The organism is Microbulbifer sp. THAF38 (assembly GCF_009363535.1).
Taxonomy (GTDB): Bacteria; Pseudomonadota; Gammaproteobacteria; order Pseudomonadales; family Cellvibrionaceae; genus Microbulbifer.
This window is the reverse complement of sequence record NZ_CP045369.1, coordinates 2127079-2144633: the sequence shown is the minus strand read 5'-3', so window position 1 is coordinate 2144633 and position 17555 is coordinate 2127079. Positions and strand designations below refer to the sequence as shown.

Genomic DNA, 17555 nt, shown 5'->3' with positions numbered 1-17555 from the left:
ATACAATGAAGTTAAATAAATTACTGATCTTGACTGCCGCATTATGTGTATCAGGCATGGCGCAAGCTGGCTCTATTGATAGCATGAACAAAAAAGATGTGGGAGCCAAACAGCCAAGAACTTTACCTGCTGCAAGAACAAGTTCTGCTGAGTTTGGCATCTTTAAAGTTGAGCGATCACTAAAAAGTGTTCCATCATCGATTGCTGCACCAGAACATATTGTTGCAAGAAAGGGTGAAGTAGCCATAGTGAATATCGGTGACGATTCTGTAAAAGATGTTGTCGGTAAAGGCACAATCGTACGAAACACAATAACTAGAGAACTAACAACTCTAACTGGAAACGTAACAGTTTTATTAAGTAAAAATGTCACTGCGTCTGAAGTAGCAGAAGCAACCGGCATGAAAGTATTGTCGGTATTTCCTGGCACTGACATTGCCATCTTAAAAATTAAAGAAGGTAATGATTTGCTAGAAGCTTTCAATGCAATAAAACAATCTGGCTTGACCATTGAAAGTCGGGTTGAAGTTACTGAGACCATGCACAAAGCACAGTAGATAGAATTAACCTATATAGGTAAGTTTTATCACATAAAAAAGGCATCACTAATAAGTGATGCCTTTTCAATTATGGACAACCGCTAATATCTGGGACCAAGGATGTGAACCAAGCAGTTCCCAAGAACACCCCTACAAGCAGTTTCAACTTCCAGTTACTTAGAGTCATTTTGAAATTCCTAACTGTGGTTGAATACTCAAAATTTCAGATGTGAAGTAAATTGCGCTGAAAACCATGGCTATTTAAAAATCATCTGCGATTCAAAGCACCGTAGCGCCAGTATACTTAGGCCAGATAGAGTGGAGGCGTATTTGTCAACTTTCATATGATTTGTAATAGGAGTCCTACTCATACTAACCCTAACTCCCTGAGATAGTATGAGTAAGCTGGTCAGTTTATTCGGCTATTGTAGTGTCCCTATTAGCCTCATCTCTTCCATGCACTATCCGATACAGCAGCGGTAATACAAATAGCGTCAACAATGTCGAAGAAATAATTCCCCCAATCACTACTGTGGCAAGGGGTCTCTGCACTTCAGCCCCTGTACCAACGTTCAAGGCCATAGGTACAAAGCCGAGACTGGCCACCAATGCCGTCATCAACACCGGGCGCAGGCGGATCATGGCACCGTCGACAATTGAAGTAATTAGCTCACCACCCTGCTGGCGCAGTTGGCGGATAAAAGAGAGCATCACCAGGCCGTTTAACACCGCCACACCGGAAAGTGCGATAAAGCCTACCCCTGATGAAATCGACAGGGGCATACCCCGCAACCACAGGGCCAAAACACCCCCAGTCAGTGCCAAGGGGACGCCAGTAAAGATAATCAGGGCATCCTTAAAAGAACCAAAGGCCATGACCAGTAAACCAAGAATTACCAACAGCGTTAGCGGTACCACGATGGACAGGCGAGTACTGGCGGATTCCAACTGTTCGAAGGTACCGCCATAAGCCAACCAGTAACCTGCAGGTAGGGAAACCTGTTGTTCGATGCGTGCCTTCGCCTCTTCAACGAATGACCCCAAATCACGGTCGCGCACATTGGCTGTTACCACCACGCGGCGCTTGCCATTTTCCCGGCTGATCTGGTTCGGGGCCGGTGCCATTTCCAGACTCGCCACTTCTGATAGCGGAACGTAGCTGCCCAACTGGCTGTTAGCAGGTAAAGGAATAGGCAGGTCGCCGAGGTTTTCGTAGTCCCTGCGCAACCCCTCTGGCAGGCGTACCACCAGCCGGAAGCGGCGATCACCTTCATAAATCAATCCAGCCTCTTCCCCCCCAATGGCGGTGGAGACCAGATCCTGCAGGGTTTGCAGGTCGATACCGTAACGGGCGAGCGCAATGCGCTTGGGTACAACAGATAGCACAGGAAGGCCCTCCACCTGCTCTACTCTCGCATCGGCAACCCCTTCAATTCCATTTAATACGCTTAAGATTTCATTGGAAAAAGCGACCAGCTGATCCAGATCGTCACCGAACACCTTGATACCCAAGTCTGCACGTACCCCAGAAATCAGTTCGTTAAAACGCATCTGGATTGGCTGGGTAAACTCGTAGTTATTACCCGGCAATTGTCGTACGGCTTCCTCGATTTCTGCTACCAACTGCTCTTGGGGCAGTTTCGAATCGGGCCATTGGTCCCTGGGTTTCAGGATCACAAAATTATCGGCCACATTGGGTGGCATTGGATCTGTCGCCACTTCTGGTGTACCAATTTTCGCGAACACTTTATCAACCTGTGGAAATTCCTTGATACGTTGCTCCAACAATCGCTGCATTTCTACCGATTGTTCTAAGCCTGTACCGGGAATTCGCAAGGCGTGTAGTGCTATATCCCCCTCGTTAAGCTGCGGAATAAATTCGGAGCCCAAAGTAGTCGCAAGCCAGCTACAGAACAGTACCAGTGCTAGCGCCCCGGAAAGCACCAGCCAACGTACCTTCATAGCCGCGATCAACAGTGGTTTATATAGGGATTTGGTGGCAACAATCACCTTATTTTCTTTCTCACTGATTTTGCCAGTGAGGAAAACAGCTACCGCTGCTGGAACAACAGTCAATGAAAGCACTAACGCAGCCAGCAGGGCCATCACCACAGTAGCGGCCATGGGGTGGAACATCTTGCCTTCCACGCCGGTAAGCGTGAACAAAGGGATATACACCACAGTAATAATCAGCACACCAAACAAGCTTGGACGAATCACTTCGTTGGTCGCCTGGAATACCAACTCCAAACGCTCATGCAGAGGCAGCTTGCCCCCTTTGCGATGCTGTGCTTCGGCGAGTCGGCGAATCGCATTCTCCACGATTATTACGGCCCCATCGACAATCAGGCCGAAGTCGAGGGCACCGAGACTCATTAGGTTTGCTGAAACACCAGTTTGCACCATACCGAAAAAGGTAGCGAGCATGGAAAGCGGAATTACCGCTGCGGTAATAAAGGCTGCGCGAATATTCCCCAATAAAAGGAACAATACCGCGATCACCAGCAGAGCACCTTCGATAAGATTTTTCTGCACGGTAGCAATGGCTTTATCTACCAGGGTGGTGCGATCGTAAACCGCCTCTACCTTGATACCTTCAGGCACGGTGGATTTCACCCGCTCCAATGCCTCCGCCACATCGCGGGCAACTTCGCGGGAATTTTTCCCCACCAGCATCATGGCGGTACCCAATACAGTCTCTTCACCGTCGCGAGTAGCAGCACCAGTACGTAACTCTTTGCCGATAGCCACTTCGGCCACGTCAGAGATTTTTACTGGCACACCGGCGCGACTAGTTATAACGACATCTTCGATTTCAGCGATATTTCGCAGCTGTCCCGGTGAGCGCACCAAAAGTTGGCGACCGTTATTCTCCAGATAGCCGGCACCGCGACTCTCGTTATTGCGGCTTAGGGCTTCGGCAATATCTTCCATGGATACGCTGAAGTTGAGCATCTGGCGTGGGTCTGGGGTTACGTGATACTGCTTGTTGAAACCACCGATGGTATTCACTTCCGTCACGCCTGGCACCAGGGCCAATTGCGGCTTGATGATCCAGTCCTGGATTTCCCGCAAGGCAGTGGCATCGTAAGGCTGCCCGTTCGCCTGATTAGCACCGGGTAGAGCCTCCACCGTATACATAAAGATCTCACCGAGCCCGGTAGCGATGGGACCCATTTCGGGTTCCAGCTCCGGTGGTAGATTGCTCTTAATGGTCCCGAGCCGGCTATTGATTAAATTGCGGGCAAAATAAAGGTCTGTGCCCTCCTTAAAAACCGCTGTTACCTGGGAAAGCCCATAGCGGGAAAGGGAGCGGGTATATTCCAGATCCGGTAAGCCGGCGAGTGCGGCCTCGACAGGGTAGGTGATCCGCTGTTCAGCCTCTAAAGGCGAATAGCCGGGAGCCTCGGTATTAATCTGCACCTGTACATTGGTGATATCGGGGACTGCATCGATCGGGAGTTTCTGATAACTCCAGACACCCAGTCCCACCAATACAAAGATCAGGGACAGCACGAAGTAGCGCCGCTCAATAGAGAAGCGCAGGATGCTTTCAATCATCTTCTGGCCCCTCTTAGTGGCTATGAGCAGCGCCGGATTTTTCGATATCCGCTTTGATCAGGTAGCTATTCTCAGTGACATAACGATCACCCACATTGAGGCCACTCAGCACTTCGGTCACTCTGCCATCGCTGCGTCCCAGTTTCAGCGGACGGATCTCATAGGTATCCCCCACCTTGATAAATACCACCGTCCAATCGCGAAATGGTTGCAGAGCCCGGTTTTCCACCACAAGAGGCACAGGGTTTTCACTGGTGACCACCTGCCCTTGCACCATAAGATCTGTAGTCCAGAGATCGTTGGGATTTTCAATAGCCGCTCTAGCTATCGCAAAGGGCTGGCCGTTACCCCCAGGAGCGAGACTGGTAATGGTTGAATCGAAAGTGCGGTCCCCAGCGACAATGGAAACCTTTTGGCCCCGACTGATTTGACCGCGGCGGGTTGGGAATACCTGCAGTTCAGCCCACAACTGGGTGTAGTTGGCGATGGTGAACAAAACTCGCTCACCGCTGAATTCGCCACGGCTGGTCTGCTTATCGATGATCTGCCCATTGATCGGTGCGACCAAGGGATAGGTTTGCAGGCTGTCATTGGATTCAATGGTTGCGAGCTTCTCCCCTTTTTCTACTAAGTCACCCAGCGCTTTTTCAATAGTGACTACAGTTCCCGGGTAGCGCGCCCGCACATGACTGATACTGCGGTGATCAATCGCGGTTTTGCCATAGAGGGTCACACTTTCTTTGATAATTCCGGGGCCAGCGACCGCTGTTTCAATTCCGGCTTTTTTCGCCATCTGCGCTGAGATTTGTACGCGTCCCTCGTGGGACTCATATTCCCACTCACTACGCTTATCGTTATACAAAACAGAGACTACGACATCGAAGGAATGGGGTTCCATCACTGTGCCTTCGCCGCGGTAATACCCGGTGCTGGATTCCCAGGTAAAAGGAACTTGCTCTTCATTCCCACCGAGTCTTTCCAATGTCACCGAGAGTCGGGCGTTGTTGAGTAATTTACCATCACGAGTAATCCAGGCTCGAAATTCCGGCTGCGCGCCGTTTTCATCAATCAGCAGCTCTACCGTTAAATCGCCATTTTCTAGTAAACGGCCACCGTTCGGGCCCTGTTCAATATGAGAATCTTCCTCACCGGAATGTGCACCATGGTCCCCCCCGGCATAGGCCTGGATCGCGATAAAAAGCCCCATGAAAAGGAGGGACAGCGAAAAAGTAACCCGCTGAATCGCTTTTGCTAATTTATTCATAATTCCAACCAAAATCATTTCCTGCTTTCAGTGCCGGGAGGCCCCAGGGGCCCAGCGGTCAGCTGTTCTATCTCTGCGCCATACAGCAATACGGTTTGCGCCGCTTTGATTCGAGACCGCTCGGCGGCGAGCAGCTCTTCCCGCGCTGAAATCAGTTCCACGTAGGAGTCCCGACCACGGCGATATGCACGATCGACCTCTTTCAAGGCCTCGCGAAGTTTTGGAATGATGAAATCCTGCAGGGTGTAAAAAGTTCTGAGCGCCTGCTCGCGGCTAACTACCGTCAGATAGAGTTGTGGATATAACTGCAAGAGCGCCACATCGCGACGCAGAACAACTTCATCCAACTCACTCATTGCGGTGAGCAGTGAGCCCCGGCTGCGCTGGCCTGTAAATAGAGGTACGGTCACCCCTCCCATCACTGCGGTTTCCTGCTCGGCATTATTTTTTCGATAGCCCAAATACCACTCCACATCTGGCTTGGATCTGGTTTGAGCAATCCGTAACTTAGAGGCCTGAACCCGCTCTTCAGAAGCAAATCGAGCAATTGTGGGGTTGTCTTTAGCTCGCGCATAAAGCTCTTCAAAACTGGCGCCGGGACCAAAGCGGTAAAGTTCCCTGGAGTCCACCTTAAAGTCCAGCTCGGGATCTCCCCACAGCGCCGACAGAGCATGTTTGTAGTACCCGATCATGGCCTGCTGGCCCTGCTCGGAAAGCTTGGCATCGGCCAGAGCCGATTCCGCACGCATTCGCTCGGAAATAGAGCTCGCGGCAGCATTCACCCTGGTGGTCACAGCCTCTAGAGTGTCCTCTGCTAGAGCGACCTTTTCCTTGGCAAGGACCAGCAACTCTTCAGCGGCCAATACTTCCGCATAGCGGCGAAGCACTTCGGCCAACAGCTCCAGAGCCTTGGCCTGTTCATCGGCGATCAGCAGATCACGCTGAGCACTTACGGCATCTATACGAGCCTGGCGCTTGCCGCCCAACTCAATCACCGATGACAGATAAACGGTCAGCTCCAGCTCTTCTTCTGCGGAGAAGCCATCGCCAGGGCCGTAGTACTCATACTCAGATTCAAAACCCAGATTGACGGCCGGACGCAGTGCTGCTGTCTGTGCCGCACCATTCAAGCCGATACGCTGTAATGGGAATACCGCCAGCTGTGGGTTCTGCGCGAGTGTTAACTCGATCGCATCCGACAGAGTCAGCATTTCCCCCCTCTGTGCAGACAAACCCTGCACTGGAATACATAAAACTGTTGCCACAAGCGGCCACAGGGCACGGCGACAGATCACGCTCACAAAGAGCGTGCGAAAAAATTCCATGGATATCTCCCAAAATCACATCTCACCGGCGCAAGCAGGTTTCTTAGCTCTGCCTTTACTCGCGCAACAATTGAGCAATCAGACTTGGGTTATAGGTGGGCGCAGCAGGGGAGAAAAGTAACCACTGGGAACAGCGGCGCTTAACACTTCACGATAGGAAATAGCCCCCCGGAGAAGGGGCTGAAATGACTGCCCAAGCAAGCCGGCAACAGTACCGCCATGACAATGGCAGCAGTGATTGCAAAAATCCAGAAGCGGTGCCTGCGTACCGGACTCATCAGTAGCGAGCGATGCTTTGGCAACTTCATTTAAATTAATATTTGAATCGGGTGACCCAGATTCACTGTTGCTATCAGACTGGTCCAGATGGTGGGGGGGAAGGTGGTTGGTGACATCCTGCAATTCTTCGTGACTGTCATAGAAAGCACCTGCGGTCTGGAAGACCAACAGCGCAATCAATAAAAAAGACAGTCTGACTAGGTTCATAAGAACAACGGGACCACAAAATCTTATTTTGGACTCTAGCAAACAAGTCAGCATAGCTCAAATAGAAACCCGACAAGCAAACTTGCTACTCAGCGCATAGGCCCCGAACACTGAAGCGCCAGTCAGCAAAGTCGGTCTCCCTGTCCAGTTAGTCACTCCCATCTCCTCTACACTGATTTTGATGCCACTAACTTGATCTTGTACCGGGAGGTATCCGTATATGCTTGCCCCTCACCCATTTGGCTGCCACGCCAGGGCGCTGCTTCTCGCGGTGTCGATAGTGTTGGTTCCGGCCGTAATCGCACAGCCCACTCCCCCACCGCCTCAGCCAGGCGGCACGCCTATTCAGGACCCACAGGATAGCTCTGGCAATCCTCAACAGAATCAACCCCCTGCCCCCACTGATAACCCCAATGGACAGGGTCAGCCCCCCACGCCCTCAGACAGTACAAACGAGCAAGGTCAACCCCAGCCACCATCGGGCAGTACTACCGGCCAAGGCCAAGGCCAAGCACCCGCGCCGGCAGATGGCACAACCGGACAGGGACAAGATGGACAGGGGCAAGATGGACAGGGACAGAGCGGTCAGGGTCAGAACACCCAGCCCTTGGCAGGTGTTGCGCAGAATGGCGAAGCGATTGACCCCAAAGCCATGGAGGCCCTGAAGGCAATGGGGAAATACCTGGCAAGCATGAAGACGTTGATGTTTAACGCCAGGATTTTTGCCGATGTAGTACTGGAGAATGAGCAGAAGTTATTAATTGGTGGCAAAGTCAAATATTTGGCTATGCCTCCCAAAAAACTGCGGGTAGACCTGACTACTGATTCGATTACCCGTAACTTCATTCATAACGGTGACAAATTCACCATGATCGCCCCGCGCAATGGCTACTTTGCCGAAATGCAGGCCTCTCAACCCACCGCCCAAGTGCTGACCAAAGCGGCGAAAGACTACGGAATTGAAGTGCCATTGGCTGATTTGCTCGAGTGGGGCCGCAAACCGGATGCCTGGGCAGGGATCAAAGAAGGTTTCCTGGTTAATTCTCCCATGATCTACGGCAAGCGCACCAAGCACTGGGCCTTTCGCTCTGAGAACCTGGACTGGGAGATCTGGATCCAGGTTGGAGATAAGCCTCTCCCCCTACGCATCTCCACGGTCAATACCCGCGACCCAGCCAAGCCGCGCTTTATCGCGACGCTAAAGTGGATGCAAGCTAAGCCAGAGGCGGCAAAAGAGTTCACCCCCTCTACTCAGAAGCTTAAGCAGATCAAGTTTAAGAAGGCCGAGCCGAACAAGCAGGAGGCCCCACAATGATCCAAGTTAAGTGTCGCAAGTCGCGAGCCTTATCACTTTGGGCTGCGCCATTGCTCCTTTCTGGCGTTTTCCTCGCCGCTCTATTTAGCCCGCAGGTGGAGGCGCGAGGTCACTTTGGCGGGGGCGGTGCCCACTTCAATGTGGGAGGGCATTTCAATGCCGTTCGCCCCATGCCCGGTGGTGGCTTTCACGGAGAGTTTGCCAGGGGGGACTTTGAGCGGAGATTTCCTGGCCACCCACCGTTTCATCCAGTTCGCCCGGGACACCATCATCCACCCTACCCCCCACCCTGGCGTCCGCGCCACTGGCCCTATCCAGGCCCGGCTTACTGGGGTGTGACCGCAGTGGGCGTTGGTGGTTGGTTGTACACCCTGCCACCCAGCTGTGTCAGGGTGACGATCGGCAATGTGACTTATGAGCGTTGCGGAACCTATTGGTATGAACCCCACTTTGTCGGGGGGCACATCGCCTATCGACATGTCGCCGCTCCGCGACGGTAGCAGGGTCTTCCAGCGCCAAATTAATCCACCCAGTTGGGTTCATGGCGCTGGAAGTTAACAGAAAGGGTTATTCTTCCGCTTTTTCCGGCCCGCCCTCGGCATAGGATTTGCTGATACGGCGAAGGATTCGCAGCTGCTTGCCAAAGTTCCGGCACGGAGCGCACATTGCCAAATGCAGCTTAAGGCTGGCCTGCTCACCAAAAGGCAGGTTGCGCTCCTGGGACTCCGACATCAACCGCGTTGCTTCCCGGCACGATTTCATTGACTTAGCCCTCCACACCAAACCAGTTGTCCTCAAGGCACTCTCGCAGGCGCAGGCGTGCCCGGTGCAATGTCACATTCAAGTTGCTCACCGAGATTTCCACCGCAGCACAGATCTCGTGACTTTCCAACTCAATAAACTCCCGCATCATAAATATTTGCGCCTGCCGGGATGGCAGGTGATTGAGGCAAGCATCGAAGATTCTCCAAAAATGCTTGTCGTGAATGGCAGACTCAGGATCTGCCCATTTTTTCGGGCGCTCATCCTTTCGCCAATGGCCCGTTTGATCGAACAGTTCATTGTGATCGTGCTCCTCGCGATCACCGCGCACCAGCTGGTCCGCATCGACGAAACGCTGTCGTTGCCGCAGAATATCGGCAATTTTGTTCTTCAGAATGGCAAACACCCAGGTTTTAAGGGCCGAACGGCCAGTGAAACTGCGGGAATTCTTTAGGGCTCCCATCAGTGCCTCCTGCACCGCATCTTCGGCCAGTTGGGCGTCCTGCAACTGCAGGCTGGCAAAACGAAGCATCTGCTGGCGCAAGTCCACGAGAAACTGGGGATTTTGCAAAGAATCCTCAACTTTCGTTTCGGACTTCGTTTCAGATGACGTATCGGGGGCAAGGTAATCGCTCAATTACGGTCCCTCATAAAATCGAAGCAGAAACCGGCGATATTAACCAAAAAACGAAGATTATCTAACAGCCAGCCGACCCTGACACCAAAAGGCAACTTTAAGACCTCTCTACACACTAACAATCGAAACCTCGAAAGTCCTTAGTCGCAGAAAGGCGACACTTGTTACAAAGGGAAGGAGAGGTAAAAATTGCCCCGCAAAGGCGCCCAGCGCCGGAAAGGAAAATCACTCTGCGAAAGGTATCCCCATGCACGATATTGTTCAGGACTACTACGGCCGCCAACTGAAAAGCTCATCGGACCTAAAAACCGATGCCTGCTGTGACGCCAGTGCAGTGCCCAGTTGGTTGAAACCACTGTTAGCCAGTATCCACCCGGAAGTCCTATCCCGCTATTACGGTTGCGGGCTGGTGTGCCCCCCACTTTTAGAGGGCTGCAGGGTACTTGATCTCGGCTGCGGCACCGGCCGTGATGTCTACCTACTCTCCCAGCTGGTGGGCCCGAGCGGTGAAGTGGTCGGCGTGGATATGACCGATGAGCAATTGCAGGTTGCCCGACAACACCAGAGTTACCACGCGGAAAAATTTGGTTATAACAATGTAACTTTCCTGCACGGCTATATCGAAAAGCTTGAGGAGCTCGGTCTGGAACCCGGCAGCTTTGACGTGATTGTCTCCAATTGTGTTGTGAATCTTTCTACAGACAAAGGAGCAGTACTTCGAGGCCTACACCGCTTACTCAAAGAGGGGGGTGAATTTTACTTCTCCGATGTTTATGCCGATCGCCGCGTCCCCGATGCGCTGCGCACAGACCCTGAGCTGGTGGGTGAGTGCCTGGGCGGTGCACTTTACTGGAATGACTTTTTGGAGCTCGCCCAAGTCAGTGGCTTCCGCGACAGTCGCCTGGTGGAAAGCCGCCCTTTGGAAGTGACCAATGAGGCTCTACTCACTCGTTGTGGCGCTGTCCGTTTTTATTCTGCCACCTACCGCTTGTTCAAACTGTCGGGGTTGGAGAAGGATTGTGAGGACTACGGCCAAGCCGTGATCTATAAGGGCACCATTCCAAACCAGCCTTCAGCATTTACTTTGGATGGACACCATCGAATAGAAAAGGGGCGGGTCTTCCCCGTCTGTGGTAATACCTGGAAAATGCTTGCAGAAACACGAATGGCCCCACATTTTGACTTTATCGGCGATTTCTCACAGCACTTCGGATTATTTCCCGGTTGTGGACGTGAAATGCCTTTCTCAGAAGGGGCCAGTGATCAGGCTGCAACTGGAAGCCAATGTTGCTGAGGGGTATCTAATCGGCGTCGCGACAGCGGCGCTGAGTTTTTAGCCTTTATCTCGCAAAATGGCAGAATCGAGAAATTTCGGGACTTTGTGCTCCAACCAATAATTCGGCCGCCACAGAGATCCGCTAACAAACCCGACGTGTCCTCCCTGCAGGGTAACCTCCAACTGCACCATAGAGCTCACCTCTTTCTTCTCAGGGATGGCAGATGGGCAAACAAAAGGGTCATCTACGGAATTAATGATCATCGTCGGCACCCCAATTTCCCGCAGAAGATGCTTGCTCGAAGCCCTGGTGTAATAGTCATCGGCATCCCGAAATCCGTGTAGTGGCGCCGTAAAGGTGTCGTCGAAACAACGGAAGTTGGCAAAGAAGGTGGCATCCTCCACATTGGGCAGAGCTGCAGCGATACAGGGGTCTTCTGCCTTTTTTTTCAAAGTGAGGCGCAGGCAACTCAGCAGATGGCGCTGGTACAGCTTGGACAAGCCAGTATTGATTTTGCGGCTGCAGGCATGGAGGTCCATTGGCGATGAAATCGCCACGGCGGCGGCCACCGGGCTGCAGCTTCCATCCTCGCCCAGCATTTTAAGCAGGACATTACCACCCAGTGAGTATCCGACCACCATAATGGGTGTCGCGGGTAGCTCTCCCCTTAACTGCTCAACCATCCAGCGAGGGTCCTCGCTATCACCGCTGTGATATGCCCTCGGCAACCTATTGGGTACCCCGCCACAGCCGCGAAAATGCATAACCGCAACCTGGTAGCGGTGCGAGAGAAGAGAATCCATCATGCCCTGGACATAGGGAGAGGCTACAGAGCCTGCTAAACCATGGAGAATCAGAACCAGTGGGAGATCCGGGTCATCCACCAATGGGCGCGGGGTGAGTAATGCGAGGCAATCCCCGTCCGGGGTTTCATACCAGCGGCACTGGGTTTCTATCCAAGGAACTGGACGGTGCACACGGCCAAAGACCGTTTGAACATGACAATTTCCAAGGCCTATGGCGGGGGTAAACTGATCAGTCATATCCCGGGTCCCGCTATTGCTAATAACCTGCCCTGCTCTTCCTTTAGGTGCCGGGCCTGGTGCTGCCCCGAGCCAACCAGGCAGAGCGGATTTCGCGAAACACCAGGGGTTATTGGACCCCGATAAAATTGCGCGAATATCATCAGTATATAACGAACTCCGGCATAAGTTGGGGTAAGCGCCAGATAGCGCCTGCTATTCCAGAGGTTGAGCCCGCTTTTTCGGCATGGTTTCGGGAACAAAGATCAGGAAGAATATCGCTGCAACGGTCGCTATCCCTGCCAAAGTCAGAAAGGCCGCACCGTAGCCAAAGAATTGGGTAACATATTCCGCCGAGAAGTTACTACAAGCAGATCCTATCCCCACCAGAGCGGCCATGACTCCTTCCTAGATTGCCAACATAAGTGACACACGTTTACCCGCCAAAAATTCCAGCGGGCTCAAGTAATTTAGTACTTTCCTAGGTCGAGTATTGATTCGAAACACTGCGTCATCAATACGGCTTTTTGGTATCTTGCCAATTTCCACTCCTTTTGGGAAGAAGCGCCTCAAAAGGCCATTAGTGTTTTCGTTCAGCCCGCGTTCCCAAGAGTGGTAAGGTTTCGCAAAATATATTCTGCATCCTAGCTTCTGCGCAATCGATTGATGACCTGCAAATTCTCCTCCATTATCGAAGGTGATGGTTTTACAGATGGCCTGATATGGCTTCAACATCTGCTTGATCGCCCGGCTCACTGTTTTCTTGCTCTTATTTGGGACTCTGCGAGTGAGCAATAATTTGGAAACTCGTTCAACCAGTGTCACCAGATAGCCATCTTGACCATAAACTGTATCGCCTTCCCAGTGACCGATCTCAGTGTTTTCATCGACAATCGCAGGTCTTTGATCAATATCTATGCGCTCTGGAATAAGCTTTACGCCTGCCTCGGAACCTGCCCGTTTCTGATAAGGTTTGGCTTTCCTTGGCAGACGTGACCTCCAGTTAAGTCGACTGACCCAGCGGTAAATTGTTGAACAACTAACCGTTTTCGCACACCTCTCAAGCTGCATTCGCCCAGCGATTTGTTCAGGACTTGCATTTTTCAGCTGGTGGTCGATTTGTACCTGCATGGCAAAGTCGAGCTTGGTATGTTTAATAGCTCCGTGCCGTCGTTGCAGTGCCTGACGGTGGGCACTCTCGGCACAGTAAGGGCTGTAACGACCAAGCTCACGAGAGATGGTCTTATTGGATCTATTGAGGCGTAGTCCAATGGCTCGGGCTGAATAGTTCTGCCCATTAAGGACCTCAATCTGGTATCGTTCTTTCAAGGTCAGCTGGTTGGTACGGGTTCCCATGAGGTTCCTGGCTTGTTTGTGTGGAAGCTTACTAGCCTACAACCAGCTGGCCTCCTTCGCTATCGCCAAGTGTGTCGGTTATTGTGAGAATCTAGGCTTGAGTAATGTTGAAACGCCCCGTGCCCCTGGTGAGGTCGGCACACATCAAGATAATAACCACCCCAAAGATCCCATTGGCGACACCATCCAACGACTGTATTGCCACCAAAAAGAAAGGGTTATCTGTCGACATAAACAAGACTGCGCGAATCGGGTTGATACAGAACCCAATCATGAAGATGGCTTTACGGCCCCAGTCATCCGCCTTGGCCGCACACATAAGAGACATCAACATCATCCAAAATTGCGCAGCAATAATACAAGCCGAGGTAAAGGCAATCGCTTGATTCACGTTTGAATTCAGCGATAGCTTCTGGCTGACCAGAGGCAGCATGGCCGCATTGCCAAAATGAAACAGGAAGACGCTCACAGCCAAAGCGATCAGGCGCTTATCGGTGAGCAGTACGGAAAATCCAGCAGGCTCCTTTTTCCCTGAGGCATCGCGTTTTTCACCACCCCGCGCACGTATATGGTCGATGGAATTAGCGGGAATAAATCCAACAGAGATCGCCATTAACACACCCATAATGGCCATCAACCAGAAAACCCCTTCAGCCGCAATCGTCAGCGCCACAATTCCGGCAATTGCTGCGGCAAAAACATTGCCCGCATGATTAGCTGCCTGATTGGCACTGGTTTGTAAGGTAAAAGTTTTATCGCTACAGACTCCCAGAGTAATCGCCGCGATAGAGGGAGCCACAAAGGCAATGGCTGCTCCCATTAAAACCTGGGAGCCATAGATGATAGGTTTATGATTGGTAAGAGCAACAATAGCGACAGAGACAATAGCGATAATAACGCCGCAAGAAGCAATCAGTGCACGCTTAAAGCGGGTGCTATCAATGAATGCTCCGGCGGGTGTTTGCAGTAAAACGGTTGTAATGCCGCCAATTGCCAGAACAATGCCAATATCTCCAGTCTTCCAGTGCATGGCTGACAAAAGATATATCGCTAAATAGGGCCCCAAACCTGCAACCACATCTCCCGCGAAGAAGTTCGTAAAGAGAAGAGGTTTGTTTAAACTCATAAATAAGTCTTATTTTTTGCTTTATCTGCCCAGACAGGCAGCCAAACACTAACCAAAAGAACTGTTTAATGATTCTCAGAGTAGCAGTTAGCAGAGACGAAGTCCGAGGCTGTACCAATGTCCATTAGCCTAATTGTGTCGGCAGTCATTTTTATATTGATTGCCGCGAGGCAGTGGCTTCCATCTATTATTCGCATATGGCACATCATGACCTTTGGCGCAATCGCACTACTATTAATGCGCCAGATTAGTTTGAGGGAAGCCTTTTTTGCCATAGATTGGGATCTGATACTGTATTTATTCTCCGTTTTCTCTATTGCTTCGGCCCTGTACGATACCGGGATATCCACACAAATCAGCCACCGAATTCTCTCAATCAAGCATCCTGGTTTGGTATTGATAAGTTATATCCTTGTAATGGCATTATGCGCAGCCATTCTTACCAATGACGCCGCCGCAGTGATTGGCGTCCCCATTGCGATAGTGCTAGCACGAAATATGAAATGGGGACTGATCCCCCTCCTGATAACCCTGTGCGCAACTGTAACCATCGGCAGCATGGTCTCCCCCGTGGGCAACCCACAAAATATACTGATTGCCAATGCCGGGAACTTCGACAATATGTTTGTCGTTTTTGCCCAGTGGATTCTCATTCCCGCCATCATTATTATGTTTCTTTCGATGATATGGTTAAAACGTTTCTTTAAAACCAGTGATATCATCAATTACGAAGCCTCAAGAGAGTACAAAGAGGGGGAAGAAGTTACTCAAAAGTGGCCAGCACTTTTATCTGCCGCTCTTTTATTAGCACTCATTTTTCTTGCAAGTATATTGCACAATGTAGACGGTATATATCATCCCACTATTGGGCAAATTGGTTTGGCTGCCTGCCTACCTATCTATATTGCCAGCCACGAACGCAGGCGCATATTAAGAGAGGTAGACTGGTCCACCCTATTCTTTTTTATCTCTATGTTTGTAGTGACAGGATCCCTGCTTCAATCTGGGTCACTCCAACATTTCCTTAAAGTAAGCAATATTGACTTGGCCGAACCAGAGACCGTTGCTTTTGTCAGCTTCTTTGCCAGCCAATTATTTTCCAACGTGCCAGTAGTTGAGATTTACCTTAACCTCCTGCACCAACAAGATACCCAGATATTAATGATGCTCTCTGCCATATCAACAGTGGCTGGAAACTTATTCATTATTAGCGCTGCTAGTAATGTGATTGTATTGCAGCAAGCAGAGAAGTTCGGAGTCAAGCCCTTTAACTTTTGGCAGTTTTTCTTTCTTATGCTTCCCGTCAGCATTATCAGCGTATTAGTAAGCTACTTTTGGATTATCTGGTATGCAAGCTGGTAAAGAACTTTACAAGCATTAAGCTCTGGGGCTTAAATATTTAAGAGCAAATATTTTAAGTGATTAGGTCTCGTCAGGCTTTTCAATGCGGGCATACAGACGATAATCACCGCCCTTTAGTAGCAAGTAAATATTGTAGGGCTCAAATTTTTCTCCATCCTCCATACCGGGGCTACCAATCGGCATCCCGGCAACGATCAGCCCCACACTCCCCTCGGGAGGTGAGGCCAGGAACTTCTGAATATGTAAGGCCGGTACATGCCCTTCAAAGACGTATCTATCATGCCAAATCGCGGTATGGCACCCCTCCATACCCCTGGGGATACCCCACTTACGTTTAACTCCCTGCATATCCACTTTAAAAACCGAGGTGGTTTCTAAATCATTTTCCTTTAGATGAGTAATCCATTTATTACAACAAAAACACAATGGATGCTTATAGACAACCATAGCGGCGGTATTACCTGTACTTTCAGCGATGGCAATACCAGCCAGTGAAGCGGCGAACATTAAAGACAAGAAAGCCCTTTTTACCCACCCCTCCAACATCTTAATCCTATATGGCCTGGGCATAATGAATGACATAAGTCTCAGCGGGATCCTGCCAGAAGCAGACAGGTTCAAACCCGCTACGGGTCAGTAAGCTATTAAAGCCTGCAATAGAATACTTATGGCTGTTTTCAGTATGAATCGTTTCTCCCTCAATAAATTCTATCTTTGTATCCGCAATCGAAACACTGTGACTCTTAAGGCAAACCAGATGCATTTCCACCCGCTGACGCAACGAGTGGTAAAATGCACGATGCGCAAACAGAGACAGGTCAAAATCCGCCCCTAGCTCGACGTTAATTCTCTGCAGGAGATTCAAATTAAATTTCTCAGTGATATGATCACTATCGTTGTAGGCCCGCTCTAAAGTCACTGAATCCTTAACCAAATCTGTACCTATCACCAAGCCATCACCAGGGCTCAGGTTGGAAGCGAACAACTCCAATAAACACTCCGCCTCCAGTGGTTCAAAGTTACCTATTGTCGACCCAGGAAAAAAGACAACCCTTTTTCGGGAAGGGATATTAATCAAGTTGTCCCACACAGCTGCCTGAGTAAAGTCCCCGACTTCACTCCATACCTGCATCCCCGGTAATCCATTTTTTATTCGCCTTTCGGCATCCAGTAATATCTCAGGGGATATATCAATAGGATAATAGCCCTTGGGAGAATCCAATGCGGCAAGCAGCGCTTCTACCTTTTCACAGTTTCCGGCCCCCGGTTCTATTAGCAGAGCTTCGGGCCCAATTCTTTCTGCAATTTTATCCAAATGAATTGCGAATATGTCTGCTTCATTTCTGGTCAGATAGTAATCACTTGAATCGCATATTTCTTCAAAAAGACGAGAGCCAACTTCGTCATATAAGTACTTGCAGGGCAATGTTTTTCTATTACCCCCCAACCCCTCTAAAACATCTCTTAGAAATTCATTATTTTGGAGTTGATTTTCCATAACTGACGATAAGGCTGCTTTCACT

The 17555-nt window shown here is 50.6% G+C and carries 17 protein-coding genes; 5 read left to right on the top strand and 12 right to left on the bottom strand.

Annotated elements, in window-relative coordinates:
* Nucleotides 1–5: 5 nt before the first annotated feature.
* Complete coding sequence (locus tag FIU95_RS09175) at nucleotides 6–557, top strand: hypothetical protein (RefSeq protein WP_152453497.1); 552 nt, start codon at nucleotides 6–8, stop codon at nucleotides 555–557.
* Between the two features lie 396 nt (nucleotides 558–953).
* On the opposite strand, the gene FIU95_RS09170 is transcribed toward FIU95_RS09175, so the two are convergent.
* From FIU95_RS09170 to FIU95_RS09155, 4 genes are all read right to left on the bottom strand, one after another.
* Nucleotides 954–4100, bottom strand: a complete 3147-nt coding sequence (locus FIU95_RS09170; RefSeq protein ID WP_152453496.1) for an efflux RND transporter permease subunit — start codon at nucleotides 4098–4100, stop codon at nucleotides 954–956.
* Between the two features lie 13 nt (nucleotides 4101–4113).
* The gene (locus tag FIU95_RS09165; RefSeq protein ID WP_152453495.1) at nucleotides 4114–5364 is read right to left on the bottom strand and encodes an efflux RND transporter periplasmic adaptor subunit; all 1251 of its coding nucleotides are present in this window, start codon (nucleotides 5362–5364) and stop codon (nucleotides 4114–4116) included.
* Between the two features lie 14 nt (nucleotides 5365–5378).
* The gene (locus FIU95_RS09160; RefSeq protein WP_152453494.1) at nucleotides 5379–6689 is read right to left on the bottom strand and encodes a TolC family protein; all 1311 of its coding nucleotides are present in this window, start codon (nucleotides 6687–6689) and stop codon (nucleotides 5379–5381) included.
* A gap of 78 nt (nucleotides 6690–6767) precedes the next feature.
* Nucleotides 6768–7175: a hypothetical protein gene (locus FIU95_RS09155; protein ID WP_152453493.1), complete on the bottom strand. Its 408-nt coding sequence runs from the start codon at nucleotides 7173–7175 to the stop codon at nucleotides 6768–6770.
* Between the two features lie 220 nt (nucleotides 7176–7395).
* On the opposite strand from FIU95_RS09155, the gene FIU95_RS09150 reads away from it, so the two are divergent.
* Both FIU95_RS09150 and FIU95_RS09145 read left to right on the top strand, forming a co-directional pair.
* Entirely contained in the window at nucleotides 7396–8490 is a 1095-nt protein-coding gene (locus FIU95_RS09150; RefSeq protein ID WP_152453492.1) for a DUF2092 domain-containing protein, read from the top strand.
* Nucleotides 8487–8990, top strand: coding sequence for a hypothetical protein (locus tag FIU95_RS09145; RefSeq protein WP_152453491.1), 504 nt, complete (start codon nucleotides 8487–8489; stop codon nucleotides 8988–8990). Before FIU95_RS09150 ends, FIU95_RS09145 begins: the two co-directional genes overlap by 4 nt.
* Before the next feature lie 67 nt (nucleotides 8991–9057).
* Here FIU95_RS09145 and FIU95_RS09140 read toward each other — a convergent pair whose 3' ends face one another.
* Both FIU95_RS09140 and FIU95_RS09135 read right to left on the bottom strand, forming a co-directional pair.
* Nucleotides 9058–9252, bottom strand: a complete 195-nt coding sequence (locus tag FIU95_RS09140; protein ID WP_152453490.1) for a zf-HC2 domain-containing protein — start codon at nucleotides 9250–9252, stop codon at nucleotides 9058–9060.
* Between the two features lie 4 nt (nucleotides 9253–9256).
* Entirely contained in the window at nucleotides 9257–9889 is a 633-nt protein-coding gene (locus FIU95_RS09135; RefSeq protein ID WP_152453489.1) for an RNA polymerase factor sigma-70, read from the bottom strand.
* A gap of 247 nt (nucleotides 9890–10136) precedes the next feature.
* Here FIU95_RS09135 and FIU95_RS09130 point away from each other — a divergent pair, with 247 nt between their 5' ends.
* Nucleotides 10137–11183: a methyltransferase domain-containing protein gene (locus FIU95_RS09130; RefSeq protein WP_152453488.1), complete on the top strand. Its 1047-nt coding sequence runs from the start codon at nucleotides 10137–10139 to the stop codon at nucleotides 11181–11183.
* A gap of 39 nt (nucleotides 11184–11222) precedes the next feature.
* Here FIU95_RS09130 and FIU95_RS09125 read toward each other — a convergent pair whose 3' ends face one another.
* The 4 genes from FIU95_RS09125 to FIU95_RS09110 form a co-directional block, all read right to left on the bottom strand.
* On the bottom strand, nucleotides 11223–12209 hold the full coding sequence (locus FIU95_RS09125) for a hydrolase (RefSeq protein WP_152453487.1): 987 nt from the start codon (nucleotides 12207–12209) through the stop codon (nucleotides 11223–11225).
* Nucleotides 12210–12404: 195 nt separating this feature from the next.
* Complete coding sequence (locus FIU95_RS09120; RefSeq protein WP_152453486.1) at nucleotides 12405–12587, bottom strand: hypothetical protein; 183 nt, start codon at nucleotides 12585–12587, stop codon at nucleotides 12405–12407.
* Nucleotides 12588–12596: 9 nt separating this feature from the next.
* Entirely contained in the window at nucleotides 12597–13544 is a 948-nt protein-coding gene (locus FIU95_RS09115) for an IS30 family transposase (RefSeq protein WP_152450975.1), read from the bottom strand.
* A 91-nt stretch (nucleotides 13545–13635) separates the two neighbouring features.
* The gene (locus tag FIU95_RS09110) at nucleotides 13636–14670 is read right to left on the bottom strand and encodes an MFS transporter (protein ID WP_152453485.1); all 1035 of its coding nucleotides are present in this window, start codon (nucleotides 14668–14670) and stop codon (nucleotides 13636–13638) included.
* Nucleotides 14671–14787: 117 nt separating this feature from the next.
* Between FIU95_RS09110 and FIU95_RS09105 the strand changes: the two genes are divergently transcribed.
* Nucleotides 14788–16032 carry an SLC13 family permease gene (locus tag FIU95_RS09105; protein WP_152453484.1) on the top strand — a complete coding sequence of 415 codons (1245 nt, stop codon included), beginning with the start codon at nucleotides 14788–14790 and terminating at the stop codon, nucleotides 16030–16032.
* A 60-nt stretch (nucleotides 16033–16092) separates the two neighbouring features.
* Here the strand turns inward: FIU95_RS09105 and FIU95_RS09100 are convergent, their stop codons facing one another.
* The gene (locus FIU95_RS09100; RefSeq protein WP_253869100.1) at nucleotides 16093–16539 is read right to left on the bottom strand and encodes a DUF411 domain-containing protein; all 447 of its coding nucleotides are present in this window, start codon (nucleotides 16537–16539) and stop codon (nucleotides 16093–16095) included.
* A 46-nt stretch (nucleotides 16540–16585) separates the two neighbouring features.
* Nucleotides 16586–17554, bottom strand: a complete 969-nt coding sequence (gene egtD, locus FIU95_RS09095) for an L-histidine N(alpha)-methyltransferase (RefSeq protein WP_152453480.1) — start codon at nucleotides 17552–17554, stop codon at nucleotides 16586–16588.
* Nucleotide 17555: the final 1 nt, after the last annotated feature.